General features: G+C 48.5%; 20 protein-coding genes. 19 read left to right on the top strand and 1 reads right to left on the bottom strand.

Features of this window, described 5'->3' with window-relative positions; genetic code table 11:
* Positions 1–3: 3 nt before the first annotated feature.
* From argR to spoIVB, 8 genes are all read left to right on the top strand, one after another.
* Positions 4–456, top strand: coding sequence for an arginine repressor (argR, locus tag FYJ59_RS10835; RefSeq protein ID WP_022152999.1), 453 nt, complete (start codon positions 4–6; stop codon positions 454–456).
* A gap of 14 nt (positions 457–470) precedes the next feature.
* Positions 471–2,159 carry a DNA repair protein RecN gene (recN, locus tag FYJ59_RS10830; RefSeq protein WP_154497066.1) on the top strand — a complete coding sequence of 563 codons (1,689 nt, stop codon included), beginning with the start codon at positions 471–473 and terminating at the stop codon, positions 2,157–2,159.
* A gap of 178 nt (positions 2,160–2,337) precedes the next feature.
* On the top strand, positions 2,338–3,246 hold the full coding sequence (gene pfkB / locus FYJ59_RS10825) for a 1-phosphofructokinase (protein WP_154497201.1): 909 nt from the start codon (positions 2,338–2,340) through the stop codon (positions 3,244–3,246).
* A gap of 46 nt (positions 3,247–3,292) precedes the next feature.
* The gene (locus FYJ59_RS10820) at positions 3,293–5,206 is read left to right on the top strand and encodes a PTS fructose transporter subunit IIABC (RefSeq protein ID WP_154497063.1); all 1,914 of its coding nucleotides are present in this window, start codon (positions 3,293–3,295) and stop codon (positions 5,204–5,206) included.
* Between the two features lie 36 nt (positions 5,207–5,242).
* A complete protein-coding gene (locus FYJ59_RS10815) occupies positions 5,243–5,500 on the top strand; it encodes an HPr family phosphocarrier protein (RefSeq protein ID WP_022152995.1) in 258 nt (85 codons plus the stop codon).
* A 38-nt stretch (positions 5,501–5,538) separates the two neighbouring features.
* Positions 5,539–7,191 (top strand): phosphoenolpyruvate--protein phosphotransferase, encoded by a 1,653-nt coding sequence (gene ptsP, locus FYJ59_RS10810; RefSeq protein ID WP_154497059.1) that lies wholly within the window; start codon positions 5,539–5,541, stop codon positions 7,189–7,191.
* The gene (locus tag FYJ59_RS10805) at positions 7,185–7,928 is read left to right on the top strand and encodes a DeoR/GlpR family DNA-binding transcription regulator (RefSeq protein ID WP_154497046.1); all 744 of its coding nucleotides are present in this window, start codon (positions 7,185–7,187) and stop codon (positions 7,926–7,928) included. Before ptsP ends, FYJ59_RS10805 begins: the two co-directional genes overlap by 7 nt.
* A 109-nt stretch (positions 7,929–8,037) precedes the next feature.
* A complete protein-coding gene (gene spoIVB, locus FYJ59_RS10800; protein WP_205839524.1) occupies positions 8,038–9,387 on the top strand; it encodes a SpoIVB peptidase in 1,350 nt (449 codons plus the stop codon).
* 19 nt (positions 9,388–9,406) lie between these two features.
* Here the strand turns inward: spoIVB and FYJ59_RS10795 are convergent, their stop codons facing one another.
* Positions 9,407–10,576, bottom strand: a complete 1,170-nt coding sequence (locus tag FYJ59_RS10795; protein WP_154497030.1) for a cation diffusion facilitator family transporter — start codon at positions 10,574–10,576, stop codon at positions 9,407–9,409.
* Positions 10,577–10,846: 270 nt separating this feature from the next.
* Here FYJ59_RS10795 and gpmI point away from each other — a divergent pair, with 270 nt between their 5' ends.
* The 11 genes from gpmI (at position 10,847) to smpB (ending at position 24,513) form a co-directional block, all read left to right on the top strand.
* Positions 10,847–12,388, top strand: coding sequence for a 2,3-bisphosphoglycerate-independent phosphoglycerate mutase (gene gpmI, locus FYJ59_RS10790; protein ID WP_154497026.1), 1,542 nt, complete (start codon positions 10,847–10,849; stop codon positions 12,386–12,388).
* Position 12,389: 1 nt separating this feature from the next.
* Positions 12,390–13,427 carry an aldo/keto reductase gene (locus tag FYJ59_RS10785; protein ID WP_154497022.1) on the top strand — a complete coding sequence of 346 codons (1,038 nt, stop codon included), beginning with the start codon at positions 12,390–12,392 and terminating at the stop codon, positions 13,425–13,427.
* Between the two features lie 87 nt (positions 13,428–13,514).
* On the top strand, positions 13,515–14,834 hold the full coding sequence (gene eno, locus FYJ59_RS10780) for a phosphopyruvate hydratase (protein WP_154497020.1): 1,320 nt from the start codon (positions 13,515–13,517) through the stop codon (positions 14,832–14,834).
* Positions 14,835–15,307: 473 nt separating this feature from the next.
* Positions 15,308–16,225, top strand: a complete 918-nt coding sequence (locus FYJ59_RS10775; RefSeq protein ID WP_154497017.1) for an ABC transporter permease — start codon at positions 15,308–15,310, stop codon at positions 16,223–16,225.
* Between the two features lie 23 nt (positions 16,226–16,248).
* Positions 16,249–17,298, top strand: coding sequence for an ABC transporter permease (locus FYJ59_RS10770; protein WP_154497014.1), 1,050 nt, complete (start codon positions 16,249–16,251; stop codon positions 17,296–17,298).
* A 17-nt stretch (positions 17,299–17,315) separates the two neighbouring features.
* Positions 17,316–18,323 carry an ABC transporter ATP-binding protein gene (locus FYJ59_RS10765; RefSeq protein ID WP_154497011.1) on the top strand — a complete coding sequence of 336 codons (1,008 nt, stop codon included), beginning with the start codon at positions 17,316–17,318 and terminating at the stop codon, positions 18,321–18,323.
* The gene (locus FYJ59_RS10760) at positions 18,313–19,305 is read left to right on the top strand and encodes an ABC transporter ATP-binding protein (RefSeq protein ID WP_154497007.1); all 993 of its coding nucleotides are present in this window, start codon (positions 18,313–18,315) and stop codon (positions 19,303–19,305) included. The genes FYJ59_RS10765 and FYJ59_RS10760 overlap by 11 nt, the downstream gene beginning before the upstream one ends.
* A 94-nt stretch (positions 19,306–19,399) precedes the next feature.
* Positions 19,400–21,082, top strand: a complete 1,683-nt coding sequence (locus FYJ59_RS10755; protein WP_154497001.1) for a peptide ABC transporter substrate-binding protein — start codon at positions 19,400–19,402, stop codon at positions 21,080–21,082.
* A gap of 168 nt (positions 21,083–21,250) precedes the next feature.
* On the top strand, positions 21,251–21,490 hold the full coding sequence (gene secG, locus FYJ59_RS10750; protein WP_022152982.1) for a preprotein translocase subunit SecG: 240 nt from the start codon (positions 21,251–21,253) through the stop codon (positions 21,488–21,490).
* Positions 21,491–21,685: 195 nt separating this feature from the next.
* Positions 21,686–23,899, top strand: a complete 2,214-nt coding sequence (gene rnr, locus FYJ59_RS10745; protein WP_154496995.1) for a ribonuclease R — start codon at positions 21,686–21,688, stop codon at positions 23,897–23,899.
* A 143-nt stretch (positions 23,900–24,042) separates the two neighbouring features.
* Positions 24,043–24,513: an SsrA-binding protein SmpB gene (smpB, locus tag FYJ59_RS10740; RefSeq protein WP_022152980.1), complete on the top strand. Its 471-nt coding sequence runs from the start codon at positions 24,043–24,045 to the stop codon at positions 24,511–24,513.
* The last annotated feature ends 62 nt before the right edge of the window (positions 24,514–24,575 follow it).

Raw genomic sequence — 24,575 nt, 5'->3', positions numbered from 1 at the left:
AAGATGAAGAAGACCAGACATCGCAAGATCGTGGAGATCATAGAAAAAAAAGACGTGGAGACACAGGAGGAACTGGCCGGCTATCTGAAGGAAGCCGGATTTGCGGTGACCCAGGCAACAGTCTCCAGGGACATTCGCGAATTGAAATTGTCCAAAGTTCCCACCGGAGGAGGAAAACAGAAATATGTTATTCTGAAGCAGGATGACAGTCATATGGGAGACAAATATATCCGTGTGCTGCGGGATGGCTTTATCTCCATGGATATGGCACAGAACATCCTGGTGATCAAAACCGTATCCGGCATGGCCATGGCAGTGGCGGCAGCACTGGATGCACTGAAATTCTCCGAAGTGGTGGGATGCATCGCCGGAGATGATACCATCATGGTAGCGGTACGTACCGTGGAGGATACCCAGATCCTCATGGATAAGATCCATCTGATGATAGAGAGATAGACAGGGGGAAATACATGCTTCGCAGTTTACATGTGAAAAATCTGGCTCTTATCCGGGAGACAGAGGTGGAATTTGGAGAAGGACTGAATATACTGACAGGAGAGACCGGTGCCGGTAAATCACTGCTGATCGGATCGGTGAATCTGGCGCTGGGAGGAAAGTTCGAGAAGGATATGCTCAGACGGGGAGAAGAGAGCGGCCTGGTAGAACTGGTCTTCGATTGCGAGGAACCCAGACTGGCAGAAAAATTGAAAAGTATGGATCTGGAACCTTCGGAGGACGGAACAGTGATCTTAAGCAGAAAACTGTCCTCGGGGAAGAGCATCTGCCGTATTAATGGCGAGACCGTAACGGCAAAGCAGATCAAAGAGCTTTCGGAATTGCTGATCGACATTCACGGACAGCATGAACACCAGTCGCTGCTCCATAAGAAAAAGCATATGGAGATCCTGGATGCTTATGCCGGAGCGGAATTCGCAAAGTGCGCAGAGCAGGTGGGCGCATTGTATCATGAATGTGCCGCTTTAGAGAAGAGAATATCCGCAGAGACACTGGATGATGCTTCCAGAGGCAGAGAACAGTCCCTGGCGGAATTCGAACAGAAGGAGATCACAGATGCCGGGCTGCAGCCCGGTGAGGATGAGGAGCTGGAACAGGCATACCGCAAAATGTCCAACAGCCGTAAAATTGCGGAAAGCCTGGCAGAGAGTTATCGTCTCAGCGGCAATGATGCAGAAGACGGTGCGGGGAATTCCTTAAGCAGGGCACTGAGGGCACTTCGCAGCGTGACCATGTATGATCCTGCGTTGGAACAGATGGAAGAGCAGCTGGCAGAGGTGGAGAGTCTGTTATCGGATTACAATCATGATGTGTCGGAATATATGTCGGATCTGGAATTTGACGAAGAGGATTTCAGGAGCACCGAGGAACGGCTGAATACCATCAATCATCTCAAAGGAAAATACGGCAATACGATCGAAGAGATACTGAAATACAAAGAAGAAAAAGAAGCGTATCTGGAAAAACTGGCGGATTATGATACTTATATGCAGAAGCTGAATGCTGAGTGTACGGAAAAACAGAAGCTGCTGGAGAAAGCCTGTGAGGAACTGTCCGGTATCCGTCGTAAAAATGCAACCGTATTGACACAAAAGTTAAAGGATGCGCTGATCGGTCTGAATTTTCTGACAGTGGAATTTGATATTGCGGTCAGACCAGGTCAGACCATTACGGCAAAAGGATATGACGATGTGGAATTCCTGATCTCCACCAATCCCGGAGAGAGTCTGAAGCCCTTAAGTCAGGTGGCAAGCGGCGGTGAATTGTCCCGTATTATGCTCGCTATCAAAACAGTGCTGGCAGGGCGGGATGAAATCGATACTCTGATCTTCGACGAGATCGATACCGGTATCAGCGGAAGGACTGCATGGAAAGTAGCGGAACAGCTGAGCGTTTTATCCGGAGCCCATCAGGTCATCTGTATTACCCATCTGCCCCAGATCGCTGCCATGGCAGATGTACATTTTGTGATTGAGAAGAGCAGTACGGATGATATGACCATCACGGATATTCATAAAGTGTCGGCGGAAGAAAGTCTGGCGGAACTGGCAAGACTTCTTGGTAGTGATGCACTGACAGAGGCGGCACTTTCCAATGCCAAAGAAATGAAAGAGCAGGCCGGTATGTTTAAAGAAACCAGGTAAGGGAATGCTATAGTGGAAGCGAGATCAAAAGGATGAAGGATGACTTCATCCTTTTCTTTGTGCAAATTCAACCAAAATAAATCATCAAATTTGTGAATTAAATTGATTGAATTTGACTGAATATGAGCATATGATAACATCATAAGAACACGAAAGGTAACAGACAGGAGGAATGGAAATGATTTGTACTGTGACATTCAATCCGTCACTGGATTACATCGTATCCGTGGATGACTTTCAGCTGGGAATGACCAACAGAACTTCATCAGAGCTGATTCTTCCGGGAGGAAAGGGAATCAACGTATCCATTGTGCTGAAGAATCTGGGCCTGGATTCCACAGCGCTGGGATATGCGGCGGGATTCACCGGAGAAGAATTGATCCGAAGATTGACTGAATTTGGAGTGAATGCCGATTTCATCAAAATCAATCACGGAATGACCAGAATCAATCTGAAGCTGAAAAGTATTGACGGTACAGAGATCAATGGCTGCGGACCGGATATCGATGCGGAAGCGCTGGAACAGCTGATGGAAAAAATTGACAGATTACAGGAAGGAGATGTCCTGGTACTGGCGGGAAGTATTCCCTATTCGATGCCGGATGATATTTATCAGAGAATTCTGGAGAGAATTCAGGGAAGAGGTGTTCTCACCGTAGTGGATGCCACCAGAGACCTGCTGGTAAAGGTATTGCCGTATCATCCTTTTCTGGTAAAACCCAACAACCATGAACTGGGGGATATCTTCGGCGTGAAGCTTTCTACCAGAGAGGAAGTGGTCCCTTATGGGAAAAAGCTCCGGGACATGGGAGCACAGAATGTTTTGATCTCCATGGCGGGAGAAGGAGCGGTACTGATCGCAGCGGACGGTCAATGCCTGGAGGCTCCGGCTCCGAAAGGAAAGCTGGTCAACGGTGTCGGTGCCGGAGATTCCATGGTAGCGGGATTTCTCACCGGATGGCTGGAAGAGAAGGAATACGCACATGCCTTCTGCATGGGAATCGCCGCGGGAAGCGCCAGCGCTTTTTCCGAGAATCTGGCTACCAAAGATGAAGTTATGCAGGTATTGAAACAGGTAAAATCATAACAAAATAATAAAAAGAAACAATAAAAAAGAGAGGAAGGGTTACAATATGAGAATTACGGATTTATTGGACAAAAGAAGTATTTCCCTGGATGCAGCGCCTGCTGACAAAAAGGCAACACTGGATATGGCTGTGGAACTGATGGCGAAGAGCGGAAAGCTTATGGATGTGGAGCAATACCGTGCACAGGTCTATGCAAGAGAGGAAGAGAGCACCACGGGAATCGGCGAAGGCATTGCAATCCCTCACGGCAAATGTGATGCAGTGAAGACTCCCGGACTGGCAGCCATGGTAATTAAAAACGGTGTGGATTATGATTCCTTGGACGGCGAACCGGTGACATTACTTTTCCTGATCGCTGCACCCAATACCAAGGATAATGTACATCTGGATGTACTGAGCAAATTGTCCGTTATGCTGATGGATGAGAATTTTACCACATCTTTAAGAAATGCCAAAAGCGTAGAGGAATTTTTACAGATCATCGATGCAGCAGATGAGAGTACCAAGAGCATTGACGACAGATTAAGTGATACTGGCATTACCACCGAAGAGAAAAAGAGCTTTAAGCTCCTGGCAGTGACTTCCTGCCCGACCGGAATCGCGCACACTTATATGGCAGCGGAAGCGCTGGAGAAGGCAGCAAAAGCAGCAGACTGCCAGATCAAGATCGAGACCAGAGGTTCCGCAGGTGCGAAAAATGTACTGACTGCGGAAGAAATCGCCGCAGCTGACTGCATCATCGTAGCGGCAGACGCAAAAGTTCCCATGGATCGCTTTGACGGTAAGAAAGTGATTATTTGTCAGGTGTCTGACGGCATCAGCAAGGCGGATCGGCTGGTACAACAGGCCATCAGCGGTGAGGTGGAAATCTTTCACGGTGAGAGCGGAGCGGTAAAGACTGCAGTCACCGGCAAAGAAAGTGTGGCTCATAAGATTTACACACAGCTGATGAACGGTGTATCCCATATGCTTCCTTTTGTAGTAGGCGGAGGTATCCTGATCGCGATCGCATTCCTGATCGATGGACTGAATGTTGACATCAATGCACTTCCCGCAGATCAGAGAAGTAATTTCGGTACGATCACTCCCATAGCAGCTATGTTTAAAAACATCGGCGGCGTGGCATTCGGTCTGATGCTTCCGGTACTGGCGGGCTTCATCGGTATGGCTATCGGCGACAGACCGGCGCTGGCTCTCGGATTCGTAGGCGGTATGCTGGCGGCAAACGGTAAGTCCGGATTTTTAGGAGCACTGGTGGCAGGCTTCCTGGCAGGCTACCTGATCGTAGGACTCCGTAAGATCTGTGACAAACTTCCGGATGCTGTTGAAAAACTGGCGCCTGTATTGATCTATCCGGTAGTGGGTATTTTGATCATGGGACTTGCCATGAACTTTGTGGTGGAGCCGATCATGGGCGGTATCAATACCGGATTGAATAATTTCTTAAGCGGAATGGGTGATTCCAGCCGGGTTGTACTGGGTCTGATCCTGGGCGGCATGATGGCGATTGACATGGGTGGCCCTTTCAACAAGGCAGCATATGTATTCGGAACCGCAGCAATTGCGGCAGGCAATTATGATATCATGGCAGCGGTTATGATCGGAGGAATGACTCCTCCCTGTGCCATTGCACTGGCAACCCTGTTATTTAAGAATAAATTCACCAAGGAAGAGCGAGATGCAGGTCCTACCAACTTCATCATGGGTCTGGCATTCATCACGGAAGGTGCCATTCCTTTCGCAGCGTCCGATCCTCTGCATGTCCTTCCTTCCTGCATCATCGGTTCTGCACTGGCAGGTGCACTGTCCATGGCATTCCACTGCACACTGATGGCTCCTCACGGCGGAATCTTTGTATTCCCTGTAGTGGGAAATGCACTGATGTATCTGGTAGCACTGGCGGCAGGCACGGTCGTATCCGCATTACTGCTTGGTGTATTGAAGAAAAAAGTTGCTTAATGCTTAGTCATAGGAAAATAAAAGGAGAAAAAGACAATGAAAGAATTCAAATATGTTATCACAGATCCTGAAGGCATTCATGCCCGCCCCGCAGGGGAACTGGTAAAGGCAGCCAAGGAATTTGCCGCTAATATCACTCTGACCAAGGATGGCAAGAGCGGAGATTGCAAGCGTATCTTCGGTATCATGGGTCTGGCTGTCAAAGCCGGCAATGAGATCACTCTGACCTTCGACGGTGAGGATGAGGAAGCAGCATACGCAGCAGTAACGGAATTTGTAAAAGCAAATCTCTAAAATAGAGGAAGCATAATCGTCAGGAGAGGAAAAGAGTCATGGAAGTCTACCAGGGTAAAAGCGTATTTGGCGGAATCGCTATCGGCAGAATCAGTGTTCATAAAAAAGACGAGCAGCAGGTAAAACGTGTCAGGATCGAGGATCCCGAGCAGGAGATCTTACGCTACAGACAGGCGAAACAGACAGCCATGGAGCAGCTGCAGGGTTTGTATCAGAAGGCTCTGAAGGAGGTCGGGGAAGCCAATGCCGCTATTTTTGAAATCCATCAGATGATGCTGGAAGATGATGACTATAACGAGTCGGTAGAAAATATCATCCGCATGCAGCAGGTGAATGCAGAGTATGCGGTAGCTTCCACCGGTGACAATTTTGCACAGATGTTCTCTGCCATGGATGACGACTATATGAGAGCGAGATCTGCGGATGTCAAGGATATTTCCGAGCGCGTGTTAAGCGTGCTCGGAGGCCGGGCCACCGGGATTGCCGCATCCGGGGAACCGGTGATCATCGTTGCAGACGACCTGGCTCCTTCTGAGACAGTACAGCTGAACAAAGATCTGGTGTTGTCCTTCGTGACGGTACACGGTTCCGTCAATTCCCACACGGCAATTCTGGCCAGGACCATGAGTATCCCGGCACTGATCGGTACCGCAATTCCTCTGACAGATGATATCGACGGAAAAGTCGGCATTGTAGACGGAAAAAACGGATGCATTTATGTGGATCCCGATGAAGACACCCTGGGCAGAATGCAACAGTTAAAGCTGGAGGAACAGGAGAAGAAGGAATTGCTCCAGACCCTGAAGGGAAGAGAAAATATCACTATTGACGGTAAGAAGATCATGCTCTATGCTAATATAGGTAACAGCAAGGATCTGGCGGCAGTATTGCAGAATGATGCCGGAGGTATCGGTCTGTTCCGCAGCGAGTTTATTTACCTGGAGAGAGATACGTTCCCTACCGAAGAAGAGCAGTTTCAGATCTATCGTACGGTAGCGGAGACTATGGCAGGCAAACCTGTGATCATTCGTACACTGGATATCGGTGCGGATAAAAAATGCGATTACTTTGAAATGGAACCGGAGGAAAATCCGGCTATGGGTTGTCGGGCTATCCGTATCTGTCTGACCAGACCGGAAATCTTCAAGACACAGCTGCGGGCACTGTTCCGCGCCAGCGCCTTTGGCAATATTTCCATTATGTATCCCATGATCATCAGTGTAGACGAACTAAGGAAGATCAAGACAATCGTGGCTGAGATCCGACAGGAACTGACAGAACAGGGAGTTACTTTCGGTGAACCGAAGCAGGGGATCATGATCGAGACTCCGGCGGCTGTCATGATGAGCGAAGAACTGGCAAAGGAAGTGGACTTTTTCAGCATCGGAACCAATGACCTGACGCAGTATACATTAGCGATCGACAGGCAGAATCCCAAGCTGGATGCTTTCTATGATCCGCATCATCCCGCAGTGCTGCGTATGATACAGATGGTCGTGGAAAATGCGCATAAGGCCGGAATCTGGGCAGGTATCTGCGGAGAACTGGGTGCAGATACGACATTGACCAGACGCTTTCTGGCTATGGGTGTTGATGAATTATCCATGTCTCCCGGAAGTATTCTTCCCGTGCGGAAGATCATACTGGAGACAGATGTGACAAAGGAAAGAGAAAATAACAATTTATGCTGACAGAACAACGTTATGAGATCATTCTGAAATTATTGGAAGAAAAAAACAGCATTACGGTGGCCGAGGTAAAAGATCTGTTAAATACATCGGAATCCACGGTGCGCCGGGACATCACAGCATTGTATAATGCCGGGAAGCTGGTAAAGGTCTTCGGAGGTGCTGTGGCATGTGATCGTACGGTGATAACCCATGAACCCACGGTGGAACAGAAGTCAGAAGTCAATGTGGAAGCCAAACAGCTGGTGGCTGCCAAAGCAGCAGCACTGATCCAGCCGGAGGATTTTATCTATCTGGATGCAGGTACGACCACAGCAAGTATGCTTTCTTATCTGACAGAGAAAAGTGCCACCTTTGTGACCAATGCGGTAGCGCATGCCAAGACACTGGCAGCAGCAGGATTCCGCGTATATCTCATCGGCGGAGAATTAAAAGGCTCCACGGAGGCTGTGGTGGGGAACCAGGCGCTGATGACTCTGCAGAACTATCATTTTACCAAAGGCTTCTTCGGTACGAACGGGATCAGCAAGCAGAGTGGACTGACCACACCGGATATGAATGAAGCTATGGTGAAAAAGACAGCCATGGGACAATGCAGAGAGGTGTTTGTTCTGGCAGATCATTCCAAATTCGGCAATATCAGTTCCGTGACGTTCGGTTCGTTCCAAAATGGTACCATCCTTACGGACACCTGTCCGGAGGAATATAAAAACAGCGGCAACGTGGTGATATGTGGATAGACCGGAAAAAAATGTAAGACAGTAATCCTGAGATCTTCGGTTAAAAAACAGAATGCGACGTACACTATACCCTATACAGAGATGACAGAAATGCAGTGGGGGAATGTGTATGAAGCTATGGATCACAGAGACGGAAAAAGTGAAAAGGCAGGCAGAGGAAGAGGCCGTAGTCATCTTACAACACTGGAGACAGAAAGTAAGAAGACTTCGCCTCTACCGGGCCTGCCTTTGTGCTGTGCTCATTTTGGCCTGTCTGGGTCTCATGGGTTACAGTTATTATCTGGTGGACAGCAGTATCCCTTCTGTGATCCATGTACGTGCGGAATCGGAGGAGTCATTGGAACTGAGTATTCCTGCCAGAGGAGAAATAGTTAATGTCAGCAGGCAGGGAAACAGTAATATTCCCGATGGTGCGGTGACGATAGATCTGAGCCGTCCGTTGACGCTGAAGACCGGAAATGCGGACAATCTGCAGATGCAGGTGAAATTGTTCGGCATCCTGCCGTTCAAACAGGTGGGCATACGAGTGATCGAAGACCGGGAATTAATTCCGGTGGGAGTCCCGATAGGAATTTATGTCAAAACGGAAGGTGTACTGGTAGTAGGTACCGGAGAGTTCGCATCACAAGGGGCGGGAAAAGTATCTCCGGCAAAAAATATTTTGAAAAGCGGTGATTATGTAATAAAGTTAAACGGTACGGAAGTCACCGGAAAAGATGACTTCATTACGAGAATCGAGAACTGCGGCGGAGAACAACAGATCCTGACCATCCGGAGGGATGCTGAGACTTATGATGTGAGAATAAAACCGGAGAGGGATCGGACGGGAAAGTATAAGATTGGTGTCTGGGTCAGGGATAATGCGCAGGGAGTTGGTACCATGACATATATTGACAAAAACGGGAATTTCGGTGCACTGGGGCATGGAATCAATGATGTGGATACCAGCACATTGATGGAGATGAATGATGGCACACTCTACCAGACCGAGATTATTTCTATACGAAAAGGGGCGGCGGGCCAGCCGGGAGAGATGACGGGAATGATCGTATATTCGGATGAGAGGATCCTGGGAGATATTACCAGTAACAGTACCCGGGGAATTTTTGGAAAATGCAATCAGAAGGCACTGGCACTCGGAACGGAGGAAGCTTTGCCCATTGGATTAAAACAGGAGATAGAGAAAGGACCTGCACAGATTTTGTGTACTGTGGACGGAACCACAAGATATTATGACATTGAGATTACGGAGATCCATCTGGATCATGACAATGTGAATCGGGGAATTGAACTTCGGGTAACGGATCCGGAGCTGCTATCGGTGACCGGCGGTATTGTCCAGGGGATGAGTGGGGCACCGATTATTCAAAAGGGGAAATTCGTGGGAGCCGTCACCCATGTCCTGGTGCAGGACAGCACCAGGGGATATGGGATTTTTATTGAAAATATGCTGGAATAGTCTTGCATAAAACTTTCCGTTACTGTACGACCGCTTTGTCCACTTCGATGACAGTGAAGAAATCCGGATGGCTGGTCTGGATACGTTTGGTAATGGAATCCATGACTTTCTGATCGGAGACCGGATAATCATATGGGATCACGATATCGAAGATGACATTGGTATGGGTGGGACCTTTGACAATGCGAAAATCATGCATGCTAAGCTTCGGATCGATCTGATCCAGGTATCCGGAGACTTCTGCCTTCAGGGAAAGGGTCTCGGGATCGCTGGTGCTTACAGGATCCATGTGGATCACAGCATTGCAGTTCAGCTTTCTGCGCAGTTCATGTTCAATGGTATCGATGGTATCGTGCAGGGTTATAATATTACCGTCCGCAGGCACTTCTGCATGCAGAGAGATCAGAGTCCTTCCGGGGCCGTAATTATGTACGATCAGATCGTGGATTCCGATGACATTATCATAGGATAATACGATGTCATTGATCTGCTGTACCAGTTCCGGCTCGGGGGGCTGCCCAAGCAGGGGACTGATCGTGTCTTTTGCTGCGACAAAGCCGGAGTAGAGGATGAACATACCTACCAGCACACCACAGTAACCGTCGATAATGATACCGGAGGCGGCGGAGACGATAGTGCCGATGAGAACCACCATAGTTGCCACCATATCGCTTAAACTGTCAATGGCAGTAGCCTTCATGGCTACGGAGCTGATCCGGGTACCGATGCGGCGGTTATATAGTGCCATATAGCATTTTACCACAATTGAAAATACCAGTATGCCAATAATGACAGGGGAGTAATCAGGAGCTTCCGGATGGAAGATCTTGCTTACAGAGCTTTTCACCAGTTCGAAGCCCATGAGCACGATCAGGATAGAGACTAACAATCCGGAGATATATTCGATCCGCCCGTGTCCGAAGGGATGGTCAGAGTCCGGCTTCTGTCCCGCCATCCTGAAGCCTACCAGCGTAATGATGGAGGATGCCGCATCCGACAGGTTGTTGAATGCATCTGCCGTAATGGCGATGGAATGACTGAATAAGCCTGCCAGAGCCTTGGTAGTGAACAGGATCAGGTTGAAACAGATCCCGACGATACCGCAGAGTATCCCATATGCCTGACGAACGCCGGGATCCGTAACATTTTCATGATCCCTGATAAATAATTTTGCCAATAATGTAACCATAAGATAACCCCTTTTCTCAAATAAGAGTTTAAGAGATATTGTAGCGCATATGTAGGAAAAATACAAGTGAATCCGGATGATTTGTAGAAAAAGGATTCGCAGAAAAAACGCCCAAAGATGCAGAGCAAGAAATCAGCGGTTGCTATTGCGCATCCGGCATTTTCAGTGTATAATCTCCGTGGACGTAATGTAAGCTTTTATAACGGTTCCGATGTGCAAACCCCGGAACCGTACAGGTAATAATGATAAAATAAAATGGAGGAACGATCGATGAGAAAGAAACCGGTTGTATTAATGATCCTGGATGGTTATGGATTGAATGATAAGGTAGAGGGCAACGCTGTAGCACAGGCCAATACCCCTGTGATGGATTCCCTGATGAAGGAGTATCCTTTTGTACATGGTAATGCCAGTGGTATGGCAGTAGGCCTTCCCGAGGGGCAGATGGGTAACTCTGAGGTAGGTCATATGAATATGGGTGCCGGCCGTATCGTATATCAGGAGCTGACCCGTATCACCAAAGAGATCCAGGACGGAGACTTTTTTAAGAATGAAGCTCTGTTAAAAGCCATTGATAATTGTAAGAAGAACAACAGCGCCCTGCATCTGATGGGTCTGTTATCCGACGGTGGCGTACACAGCCACATTACCCATCTGTATGGCCTGCTGGAGCTGGCAAAACAGCAGGGCCTGGAGAAGGTATATGTTCACTGCTTCTTAGATGGACGTGATACCCCTCCTGCCAGCGGTAAGAGCTATGCAGAGCAGTTAAATGAAGAAATGAAGAAAATCGGTGTAGGTAAGATCGCTTCCGTAATGGGACGTTACTATGCTATGGATCGTGATAACAACTATGACCGTGTACAGCTGGCTTACGATGCCATGACCGAGGGCAAAGGTCTGACCGCTGCCTGCGGTATCTGCGGTATCCAGGAGTCTTACGACAGAGAAGAGACCGATGAGTTTGTAAAACCTACTGTTGTTGTAGAAGATGGCAAGGCAGTCGGACTGGTGCAGGACAAGGATTCCGTAATTTTCTTCAACTTCCGTCCCGACCGTGCAAGAGAGATCACCAGAGCCTTCTGTGATGATGACTTCAAGGGATTTGACCGCGTGAGAAAGGATATTACTTTTGTATGCTTCTCTGATTACGATCCTACCATTCCTAATAAAGAAGTGGCATTCCACAAGATCGCCATTACCAATACCTTCGGTGAGTGGCTGGCAGCCCATGACATGAAGCAGGCACGTATCGCCGAGACTGAGAAGTATGCACATGTAACCTTCTTCTTCAACGGCGGCGTGGAGCAGCCCAACGAGGGAGAGGATCGTATCCTGGTAAATTCTCCCAAGGATGTGGCAACCTATGATCTGAAGCCGGAAATGAGTGCTCCTCAGGTTTGCGAGAAACTGCTTGATGCGATCCGCTCTGAAAAATACGATGTGATCGTGATCAACTTCGCAAACCCCGATATGGTAGGTCATACCGGTGTGATCTCCGCAGCCATCAAGGCTATTGAGACTGTAGATGAGTGCGTAGGCAAGGCAGTACAGGCAGTGAAGGATGTAGACGGCGTTCTGTTCATCTGTGCAGACCACGGTAACGCAGAGCAGATGATCGATTACACCACCGGTCAGCCTCATACCGCACATACCACCAATCCGGTTCCTTTCATCCTGGTAAACTATGATACTGCCTATACTCTGAAAGAGGGTGGATGCCTGGCAGATATTGTACCGACACTTATCAATGTGATGGGTATGGAGCAACCCGCAGAGATGACAGGAAAGTCTCTGTTAATTAAGAAATAGCATGGAACAAAAGAAGAGAAATCTGGTAACTTTAGGAAGTACGGGAATTACTGTGGAGAAGAACTCCTTCGGAGCGCTGCCCATCCAGCGGATCTCCAAGGAAGCAGCCATTGGACTGCTTCGCAAAGCCTATGCGGCAGGCGTGACCTTTTATGACACTGCCAGATACTATACCGACAGTGAAGAGAAAGTGGGCGCTGCCTTTGAGGGTATGCGGGACAAAATATATATCGCTACCAAGACCGGAGCCACCACAGCAGAAGGCTTCTGGAAGGAGCTGCATACTTCCCTGGAAAAATTAAAAACAGACTATATCGACATTTATCAGTTCCATAACCCGGCATTCTGCCCGAAGCCGGGAGACGGCACAGGATTGTATGAAGCTATGCTGGAAGCGAAGGACAAAGGCATGATCCGCCATATCGGCATCACGAACCATCGTCTGAATGTAGCGCATGAAGCCATTGACAGCGGACTGTATGAGACTCTGCAGTTCCCTTTCTGTTATCTGGCGACGGACAAGGATCTGGAGCTAGTACAGGATTGTAAAAAAGCAGGCATGGGATTTATCGCCATGAAAGCACTGTCCGGCGGACTGATCAATAATTCAGCAGCGGCATATGCATATCTGGCACAGTTTGATAATGTACTTCCGATCTGGGGAGTGCAGCGGGAGAGCGAGCTGGATGAATTTCTGTCCTATATAGATAATCCTCCTGTATTAACACCCGCATTGCAGGCGGTGATCGACCATGACAGGGAAGAGCTACAGGGAGAATTCTGCAGAGGCTGCGGCTACTGCATGCCCTGCCCCGCGGGGATCGAGATCAACAACTGTGCCCGCATGAGCCTGATGATCCGCAGAGCACCTTCCGCAGCACAGCTGACAGACGAGATGCAGGCAAAAATGCGTAAGATTGAAGAGTGCCTGCATTGTGGCAGATGTAAATCCAAGTGTCCCTATGGACTGGATACTCCGGCACTGCTTGAGAAAAATTATAAGGATTACTGTGAGATCCTTGCCGGAAAAGCGTATTAATGCATAGCAGATCTGAATAATAACCTCCTTATAGGATATACTTAACTGGGAAAAAGTAAGTTAAGGATACCTGTAAGGAGGTTTTTTATGGAAAAATATCTGGAGATCATCGAAGTACACGGAAGGGAGATCCTGGATTCGAGAGGGAATCCCACGGTGGCAGCGGTTGTTACCGTGAAGGACAAAGAGACCGGCAGATGCACAAAGGGTATGGCGGCAGTGCCTTCCGGAGCCAGCACCGGACAGTTCGAGGCTGTGGAACTCAGGGACGGTGAGACCAGATATTTCGGTCTGGGCGTGCAGCATGCCGTAAAAAATATTGACGAGAAAATTGCCGGTGTTTTACTGGGAGAAAATGCCCTGGAACAGATCCGTATCGACAGAATCCTTAAGGAAACGGACGGCACGGACAACAAGAGCAGCTTAGGTGCCAATGCCATGCTGGCAGTGTCCATGGCGGTGGCAAGAGCAGCGGCGGAGGCACTGGGACTTCCGTTATACCGTTACTTTGGAGGAATCTCTCCGAGACTTCTGCCGGTACCCATGATGAATATTTTAAACGGCGGAAAGCATGCGGCGAACACCGTGGATTTCCAGGAGTTTATGATCATGCCCGTACAGGCAGAAACCTTTGCGGAAGGGTTACGGATCTGTGCGGAAATTTATCATAATCTGAAGAAGCTGTTGGAGGAGAAAGGCTTGTCCACCGGAGTCGGGGATGAGGGCGGCTTTGCACCGGACCTGCCGGATGCGGAGAGCGTGCTGGATCTCCTTGTGGAGGCAATCGAGGCTTCTGGATATGTGCCGGGACAGGATATTCGGATCGCCATGGATGCCGCCAGCAGCGAACTTTATAATGAAAAAACGGGAATGTACCATTTCCCTGGAGAGAGTAAGCTGAAGGGAGAGGAAGTCCTGCGGGATACCGGAGAAATGATCTCGTATTATGAACGGCTCGTAGAGAACTATCCCATTATCTCTATTGAGGACGGACTGGATGAAAATGACTGGGACGGATGGCAGGAGCTTACAAAACGGCTGGGAGAGAAGATCCAGTTAGTGGGAGATGATCTGTTTGTCACAAATACAAAACGGCTGGATGCCGGGATCAAACTTCATTGTGGTAATGCCATTCTGGTTAAAGTCAATCAGATCGGAACGCTGTCCGAAGCCTTCGAAGCGGTGGAGATGGCACACAAGAATGGTTACAAGGCGGTGATCTCCCACAGATCCGGCGAGACGGAGGATACCACCATAGCAGACATAGCGGTGTCACTGAATGCCGGACAGATTAAGACCGGAGCGCCCTGCCGCAGCGATCGTGTGGCGAAGTACAACCGGCTGCTTGCCATTGAAGAGGAGTTAAAGGATGCCGCGGCATATATGGAGCCGTTCCACAAGATCTGAGTGGTTGCGCAACAAAATGTAAACTACAAAAAATAAAAAATGTATAAACAGGAGGATTTTCATCACCGGAAATCCTCCTGCTTTTATAGCAAAACGATAGAAAAATACATGAGTGAAAGAAAAATGCACAAAAATAAAATGTTTAAATATACATAATAGAAGCGTAAAATATACACTATATGCAAATTTGAAAAACAGAAACTATTTTTAATGAAAAAGTTTTTCATAAATATACAGACATATGTGCGTGCTGTGCGTACACCTAGAAGAGACAGCTAAAGAGGCAGAGTCACGGAAACTGGCAGATGCTTCATGCGTAATTCAGTTGACATAGCCTCAAAAGTGTTGTAATATAACAAAAGTCGTTTTCGGAAATTTAAAGTACATTTTTTGCGCGTGTATACTTGCATACAAATGCGAAGAATGCATTTTATTAATGTCCGTAGGCAAAAGAAAAGCAAGGAGTTGAAGAGATGCTTAAATATATTGCAAAACGTATCGGCCTGGCGCTGATCACGATTTTTACAGTAGCAACACTCACCTTTTTCCTGATGAACATGGTTCCCGGTGGACCGTTCCTCTCGGAGAAGGCAGTAAGCCCCGCTGCACAGGCAGCCCTGGAGGCAAAATATGGACTGGACAAGCCTTTGTCCCAGCAGTATCTGACGTATATGAATGATGCTCTGCACGGTGATTTCGGAGAGAGTCTGAAGCAGAGAGGAAGAACCGTTACTTCTATTATAGTATCCAAGTTCCCTGTATCTGCAAGAGTAGGTGGACTTTCCGTTATCGTAGCGCTGTTGGTAGGTATTCCTCTGGGATGTCTGGCAGCTACCCATCGTGGCAAGACGCTGGACAGCGTGATCTCCGTGATCTCCACCTGTGGTATTGCGGTACCAAGCTTCGTTATATGTACTCTGCTTCTGTATTTCCTGGGAAGTAAGGTAAAGATACTGCCCACCTACGGAATCGGCACCTGGAAGCATTATGTGATGCCCGTGATCGCACTGGCATTGTACCCAACTGCTTATATTATGAGACTGATGCGTTCTTCCATGCTGGATGTTCTGGGACAGGATTATATGAGAACCGCTACGGCGAAGGGAGTAAAGCCTTTCTTCCGTCTGTTCAAGCATGCACTGAGAAATGCACTGCTCCCCGTTATCACCTATGTAGGTCCTATGATGGCTTATACTATGACAGGAAGCTTCGTAGTAGAGAAGATTTTCACGATCCCCGGTCTGGGCAATGAATTTGTCAGCTCGATCATTAACCGTGACTACACCATGATCATGGGTACCACCATTTTCCTCGCAACACTGATGGTTGTCATGAATGTGCTGGTGGATATCGTATATAAGATCGTCGACCCCAGGATCAAGTTGAAGTAAGATTAACAGGAAGGAAGATACCGATGAAAGAACCGAATGCTATGAGCTTTCATGTAAAATATAAACCGGAAGATTTTATGCCGGCGAATGAAGAAGAGAAGCAGAGCCAGGTCATCATGCGCGAGAGCGTGGGCTTCTGGCAGGATGGCTTCCGCAGACTTCGTAAGAATAAGGTTGCCATGGTCAGCCTCTTCGTTATTATTGTAATTATGATCTTTTCCTTTATCGTGCCTGCATTTTATCCCTATGATTACAAGACACAGATCAAAGGAAGCGAGAATCTGCACCCCATGCAGTATTCCGAGAAAGAGATAGAGCGTATGGATGCGGGAGAGAAGGTATTCCCCCATGTGCTCGGTACCGATAAGATGGGCCGTGATTATGCCATCCGTGTTATGATGGGAAGCCGTATCTCCCTGCTGGTTGGTCTGATCGCTACTGCCATCATTTTTGTGATCGGTTCCCTGATCGGTTCCATCTCCGCATTCTTCGGTGGATGGGTGGATCTGATCATCATGCGTATTGTAGATATTATCTATACGATACCGGATTTCCTGCTGATCGTACTGCTGTCCTTCGCGTTAAAGGACCCGCTGGCAAAGCTGGCACAGCTTCCCGGATTCGGATGGATGCAGATCGTAGGATCTAACCTGATCAGTATCTTCATCGTATTCGCATTGCTGTACTGGGTAGGAATGGCACGTATGGTACGAAGCCAGATCCTGACCCTGAAGGAAAATGATTATGTCATGGCAGCCAAGGCTCTGGGAGCCAAGGATGGCCGTATCATTAAAAAGCATCTGCTGACTAACTGTATCGGTACGCTGATCGTTACCACCACATTGCAGATCCCTTCCTCTATTTTTACCGAGAGTTATTTGAGCTTCTTAGGTATGGGTGTGGCAGTTCCTCTGCCTTCCCTGGGAAGCCTTGCAAGTGATGCCATTAACGGAATGATCACATTCCCGTACCTGCTGTTTGCACCCTGTCTGCTGATCAGCCTGATCATCTTAAGCTTTAACCTGTTTGGTGACGGACTTCGTGACGCATTTGACCCGAAGCTTAAGAATTAATGGAAGGAGTAGTGAAGATGGATAACAATTATCTGGTAGATATACAGCATGAACGTCTCTCTTTCTTTACTCCTGCCGGAGAAGTAAAGGCACTGAACGATGTCTCCATTCACCTGAAGGAAGGAGAAGTACTGGGCATCGTAGGAGAGAGTGGTTCCGGTAAATCCGTAACCGCATACAGTCTGATGGGACTGACCGCTTATCCCGGTAAGCTGATCGGCGGAGAACTTCACTTCAATGGACACGAAGTGGAGAAAATGACCGAAAAAGATTTTTCCAAAATGCGTGGTAAAGAGGTCTCCATTATTTTCCAGGATCCTCTGACCAGCTTAAATCCCGTATATACCATTGGCAATCAGATCATGGAAGTGATCCGTCTGCATACCGATGCGGACAAGAAAAAGGCATATGCTAGAGCAGTGGAGCTTTTGTCTCTGGTAGGTATCAATGAACCGGAGAAGCGTATGAAGCAGTATCCCCACGAGCTGTCCGGTGGTATGAGACAGCGTGTCATGATCGCAATCGCGCTGGCATGTGAACCGAAGCTTCTGATCGCCGATGAGCCTACTACCGCACTGGACGTTACCATTCAGGCGCAGATCCTGGAGCTGATGATGGAGCTGAAGGACAAGCTGGGCATGGCAATCATCATGATCACCCATGACCTGGGTATCGTGGCGAGCATGTGTGACCGTATTGCAGTCATGTATGCCGGCCGTATCGTGGAGACCGGTACCTGTGACGAGATCTTCTACCATCCGAAGCATGAATATACCAAGGGCTTGTTGGAGAGTATCCCCCGTCTGGACAGCACAAAGCATGAGAAGCTGATCCCCATCGAGGGTAACCCGGTGGATCTTCTGAATCCTCCCGAAGGATGTGAATTCGCCCCCCGCTGTAAGAACTGCATGAAGATCTGCCTGAGAGAGAATCCTCCTAAGACGGATTTCAGCGAGACGCATTATGCACACTGCTTTATGAACCAGAAAGCTGAGATGGAGGGAGGAAATACCAATGAGCGATAAGTTACTTCAGGTTGAACATTTGAAGCAATACTTCCCCGCAGGCGGCATGGGTAAAAACCGTAAGTTCGTGAAGGCCGTGGATGATGTCAGCTTTTTTGTGAATAAAGGTGAGACTCTCGGACTGGTAGGAGAGAGCGGCTGTGGCAAGACCACCACCGGACGTTCTATCTTACGATTATATGAGCCCACCGGCGGCAAGATCACATTTGACGGCAATGTGATCCTGGACGTTGAAAATAAAGTAAAGGCGGATATGCTGCCTTACCGTCAGAAGATGCAGATGGTATTCCAGGATCCTTATGCAAGTCTGGATCCCAGAATGACCGTAGGAGATATCGTAGGAGAAGCCATCGACATCCATAAGCTGGCTGCTAATAAGAAGGAACGTCATGATATGATCATATCCATGCTGGAGAAGGTCGGACTGAACTCTGAGCATGCGAACAGATATCCTCATGAATTCTCCGGTGGACAGCGTCAGCGTGTCGGCATTGCGAGAGCACTGGCAGTGAACCCGCAGTTTATCGTCTGCGATGAGCCGATCTCCGCACTGGATGTATCGATCCAGGCACAGGTGGTGAATATGTTCGAGGAGCTGCAGGAGCAGATGGGACTGACCTATCTGTTCATCGCACATGACCTCTCTGTCGTAAAACATATCTCCGACCGTATCGGCGTTATGTACCTGGGCAAAATGGTAGAGCTGGCAGACAGCTACGAGTTGGTAGCACGAAGCCTGCATCCTTATACCAAGAGCCTGATCTCTGCAATCCCCATCGCAGATCCCATCAAGGCAAGAGCAAGCAAACGTATTGTTCTGCAGGGAGATGTACCCAGCCCCTTAAATCCTCCTACCGGATGCCGTTTCCGCACCAGATGTCCTTATGCGGATGAGTGTTGTGCACAGAAGGAACCCGAATGGAGAGAAGTGGAAAAGGGCCACTACGTGGCTTGCCACCATGTGGAAAAGATCAATGTCTGAAATTAGGTATTGACAGCTGAGCAATTTAGCTGTTTAATATAAAGCTATACAAAGCATAGTGCTTTTGTATGAAAAGAAAGAGGAGGATAACTTTATGAAAAAGAAGTTAGCTATGCTGCTCACCGCAGCAATGCTGGTAGGTTCTCTGGCAGCATGCGGCAGCAGCGACAATGGTTCTTCTGCAACCGGCAGTGCCAGTGCAACTGACAGCACCAAGACCGATGCAGCAGCAACTGAAGTTAGTACCGAAGGCAAACAGCTTACCGTTCAGATCGGTCCCGATCCCGAGACCATTGATCCCGCACTGAACAGTGCAGTAGATGGCGGTAATATGCTGCTTCACTCTTTTGAGTGTCTTCTGACGATTGACCAGGATGGTAAGATCGCTCCCGGACAGGCTGAGACCTGGGAAGTATCTGAAGATGGTCTTACCTGGACCTTCCATCTTCGTGATGGATTAAAGTGGTCTGACGGCAGTGATCTGACCGCAGACGATTTCGTATACAGCTGGAAGCGTGTATGCGATCCCGTAGTAGCAGCTCCTTATGCTGAGACTGTTCTGGGTATGGTTAAGGGCTTTGACGAGGCACAGGCAGGTGATCTGGATGCTCTGGCAGTATCCGCTCCCGATGCTAAGACCTTAGTTGTAGAGCTTTCCAATCCCTGCCCTTACTTCGAGTCTCTGGCAGCATTCGCTACCCTGAGCCCTGTTCAGCAGGCAACCGTAGAGGCTAACGGCGATGCATGGGCTACCGCAGCTGAGACCTATATCTCCAACGGACCTTTCTACATTACCGAGTGGGTACCCGGTTCTCACATTACCATGTCCAAGAACCCTAACTACTGGAATGCTGATGCGATCAAGCTTGGCAGCATCAAATTCGTACTGATGGAGGATTCCAACGCAGCTTATACTGCATACCAGTCCGGTGATGTACTGCTCATCAAGGATGTTCCTACCCAGGAGATCCCCAGCTTACAGGGCAACCCTGAGTTCCATGTAGAGCCTATCCTGGGAACCTACTATCTGTCCATGAACCTGGAAGATCCTGCATTCGCAGATGTAAATGTTCGTAAGGCTCTGAGCCTGGCAATTGATCGTGATTATGTAGCAAATACCCTGATGCAGGGAACCTACTCTCCCGCATACAACCTCGTAGGTGAGGGTTGGGTAGATACCGACGGCAGCTCCTTCAATGCAAATGCTAACGGTGGTCAGAGCTATATCTCCGAGGATTTCGATGCTAACCTTGAGGAAGCTAAGCAGCTCTTAGCTGATGCAGGTTACCCCAATGGTGAAGGACTTCCTACCATCACCTATACTACCAATGATGCAGGTTACCACAAGGTTGTTGCTGAGTACTTACAGCAGGCATGGGGCGAGCTTGGTCTTAACGTAGAAGTAAATATCGTTGAGTGGTCCAGCTTCACTCCGATGAGACGTAACGGTGAGTACATGGTAGCACGTAACGGATGGGTAGGAGACTACAGCGATCCTTCCAATATGTTAGACCTGTTCTGCACCGGCAACGGTAACAACGATGGTAAGTTCTCCAACGCTGACTATGATGCAGCTATGGAGAAGGCAGCTTCCACCATGGATACCGCTGAGCGTTCCGCAGCTCTTCATGAGGCTGAGGATGTTCTGATGGAGCAGGTAGGCTGCATCCCTGTTGCTTACTACAATGACTTCTGGCTGCAGAGCGAGAAGATCACCGGTATCTGGCATTCCGCTTATGGTTACTGGTACTTCATGTATGGTGACATCGCAGAGTAATCTGCGGATCTGATCATTCAGAATAAAAATAAAGGATCCCCGTGAGATCGTAAAGATTTCCGGGGGTTCTTTTTTGTGCCGTCTTTTCGATACTGTCTTGTAAAATGTTGTTGCAATTGTGTACAATATATGGTAATATAAAATCTGCTTGACATTAGGAGGTGTGAAATGGAAGCATTAAGAGTAGTAATCAACATAATTTTTATATTGGTATGTGTAGCACTGACAGTGTTAGTATTGATGCAGGAAGGTAAATCCGCAGGACTGGGTTCCATCAGCGGCGCTGCTGAGACCTACTGGGGCAGAAATAAAGGACGTTCCATGGAAGGTATGCTGGTGAAGATCACGAAGATCCTTGCAGTATTCTTCATGTTACTTGCAGCCGTACTGAATCTGAACGTATTTTAATCATTACGAAGGATGACACTCTTGTGTGCATGGCATACAAGGGTGTTTTATTTATTCATAGGAAATTTCTTCCTATGAATAAAAAACGCTCCGCAGGGATCGCACTGCGGCGGTTATGAAATATGTCGCAAAAGCGACCCGCCGCAGGCGGAGAATCTCGCAAGCGAGATTCTTTTTTATATTGAGAGAGGTTACATGAGTAATAACGAAATCAGAGAGAAGAGAAAAAAAGTAATCTGTGATCTGGTGAAGGATGATTTTTACGTTCCGATGAAGGAAAAGGAACTGGCAATGTTTCTTCAGGTCGCAAAAGAAGACCGGGAAGAGTTTCGTGAGATCTTGCGGGAACTTTTAGCGGAAGGAAAGCTTACCCTGACCGTTAAGGGTAAATATATGAAGTCCAACGGTAAGGTGCTGACAGGAACTTTTATCAGCAATGCCAAAGGCTTTGGATTTGTGGAAGTGGAAGGAAGGGACGAGGATCTGTTCATTCCGGAGGACAAGCAGGGTGGAGCATTCCATAAGGATACCGTGGAAGTGGCACTTCTGCCTGCGAAGACCGGCAAACGGCAGGAAGCGCAGGTCCTTCGTATCATTGCCAGGGGAATGACTCAGGTAGTGGGAACCTATGAGCAGTCCAAGAGTAATTTCGGCTTTGTCATTCCGGATAACACGAAGATAGCACAGGATATTTTTGTGCCGAAGGAGTGGTCGAAGGGAGCCATGACCGGACATAAGGTCGTGGTGGAGATCACCGGATACGGCACGAATACGAAGAGTCCTGAGGGCAAAGTGGTGGAGATCCTGGGACATATCAACGATCCCGGTGTAGATATCATGTCTATCGTACGTGGCTTTGATCTGCCGGTGGAATTCGGCGAGAAGATCATGAACCAGGTAGAGAGGGTATCCCAGGAGGTATCCGAGGCGGACTGTGCCGGCCGCAGGGATCTGCGGGATGTGACCATGGTCACCATCGATGGAGAGGATGCCAAGGATCTGGATGACGCTGTCAGTGTATCCTTTGACGGGACATATTACCACTTAGGAGTACACATTGCAGACGTGACGAACTACGTGCAGGAGAATTCCGCACTGGACAGAGAAGCATTAAAACGCGGCACCAGCGTCTATCTGGTAGACCGCGTGATCCCCATGCTGCCCCATGCCTTGAGCAACGGTATCTGTTCCCTGAACGAAGGCGTGGATCGTCTGGCATTAAGCTGCCTGATGAAGGTGGATGAAGAGGGCGAGATCGTGGACTATGAGATCTGCGAATCTGTGATCCGGGTAAATAAGCGAATGTCTTATACCGTGGTGAAGAAGCTGCTGGAGGAGCCGGAGTGTGTAGAGCATAACGCCGGTGCGCCGGATGGAACCGCCGGAGAAAGCGCAGGAACCGTAACAGACTATTCCCAGTACAGGGAACTGCTTCCTATGTTCCGACAAATGGCTGAGCTCGCGGACAAACTGCGGAAGAAGAGACAGAAGAGGGGATCCATTGATTTCGATTTCCCGGAGTGCAAGATTTTACTGGACAGGGAAGGGCATCCACTGGATATTATGCCTTACGAGCGGAATGTGGCGACTATGCTGATCGAGGATTTCATGCTCGCAGCGAATGAGACAGTGGCACAGCATTTTTACTGGCAGGAGCTGCCCTTCGTTTACCGTGTCCATGATGTACCGGATCCGGAGCGAATCCAGAAGCTGTCCACGTTCATCAGCAATTACGGGTATTACATGAAGGCGCTGGGGCGGAAGAACAGCAAGGTCTCCGCGGAGGAGATCCATCCCAAGGAGATTCAGAAGCTGTTACAGAAGATTGAGGGAACTTCCGAAGAGCCTATGATCGCCAGACTGACCCTGCGCAGCATGAAACAGGCGAAATACAGCACGGAGTGTACCGGACATTTTGGACTGGCATGTCAGTATTACTGTCATTTTACTTCGCCGATCCGCCGCTATCCGGATCTGCAGATCCATCGTATTATCAAGGAACAGCTGCGGGGACGCCTGAAGGAAGAGAGAGTGGAGCACTATCGGGATATTCTGCCGGAGGTGGCTAAGCATTCTTCCGAGATGGAGCGCCGTGCCGATGAAGCAGAGCGGGAGACGGACAAGCTGAAGAAGGTGGAATATATGGAACAGCACATCGGAGAGGAATATGAGGGTGTGATCTCCGGTGTCACCGGCTGGGGACTGTATGTGGAACTGCCCAATACCGTGGAAGGGCTGATCCATATTTCCACGATCCCGGGCGACTATTATCACTACAATGAGGCAGCCTGTGAGATGGTGGGAGAAGCAACCGGACGTTGCTTCAAACTGGGAATGCCGGTACGGATCGAAGTGGAAGACTGCGACCGTTTTATGCGCACCATCAATTTCCGGCTGGTGGATCAATAAATCTGCGGATTAAATGAACTGTTAGTTCATTGACAATTACGGAAAATATAGTAAACTGTAACTATTCAGAGCCGAAAAAGAAGCTCCGCAGGGGCGCCTTGTGAATGGGTTTCTGAATAGTTACAAGGTTTTAAGAGGTAGCCATGGCAAAAGGAAAAGAGTCCCAGAAGCTGATCGCAAACAATAAAAAGGCATATCATGATTTTTTCATCGATGAGACCTATGAGTGCGGCATTGCCCTGCACGGTACGGAAGTAAAGTCCATGCGGATGGGAAAATGTAGCATCAAGGAGGCCTTCGTCCGCATTGAAGACGGAGAAGTATTCGTCTACGGAATGCATGTAAGTCCTTATGAGAAGGGGAATATTTTTAACAAAGACCCCCTTCGTGTGAAAAAGCTGTTGCTGCACAAGTACGAGATCAACAAGCTGTTGGGCAAGATCAAGGAAAAAGGGTATACATTAGTCCCTTTACAGGTATACTTTAAAGACGGTAAGGTAAAGGTAGAGATCGGACTGGCACGTGGTAAAAAGCTCTATGACAAGCGAGAAGCCATTGCCAAAAAGGATCAGCGCAGAGAGGCAGAGAAGGAATTCAAGGTCCGTAATCTGTGATCCGCAGGCTCTGATCCTGCAATGCTTTACCGCAAGTGCTTGACAGTGTGTGTGCCATCAAG

The sequence above is a fragment of the Waltera intestinalis genome, from assembly GCF_009695995.1.
GTDB classification, from domain to species: Bacteria; Bacillota; Clostridia; order Lachnospirales; family Lachnospiraceae; genus Acetatifactor; species Acetatifactor intestinalis.
This window is presented reverse-complemented; position numbering and strand designations above follow the sequence as displayed.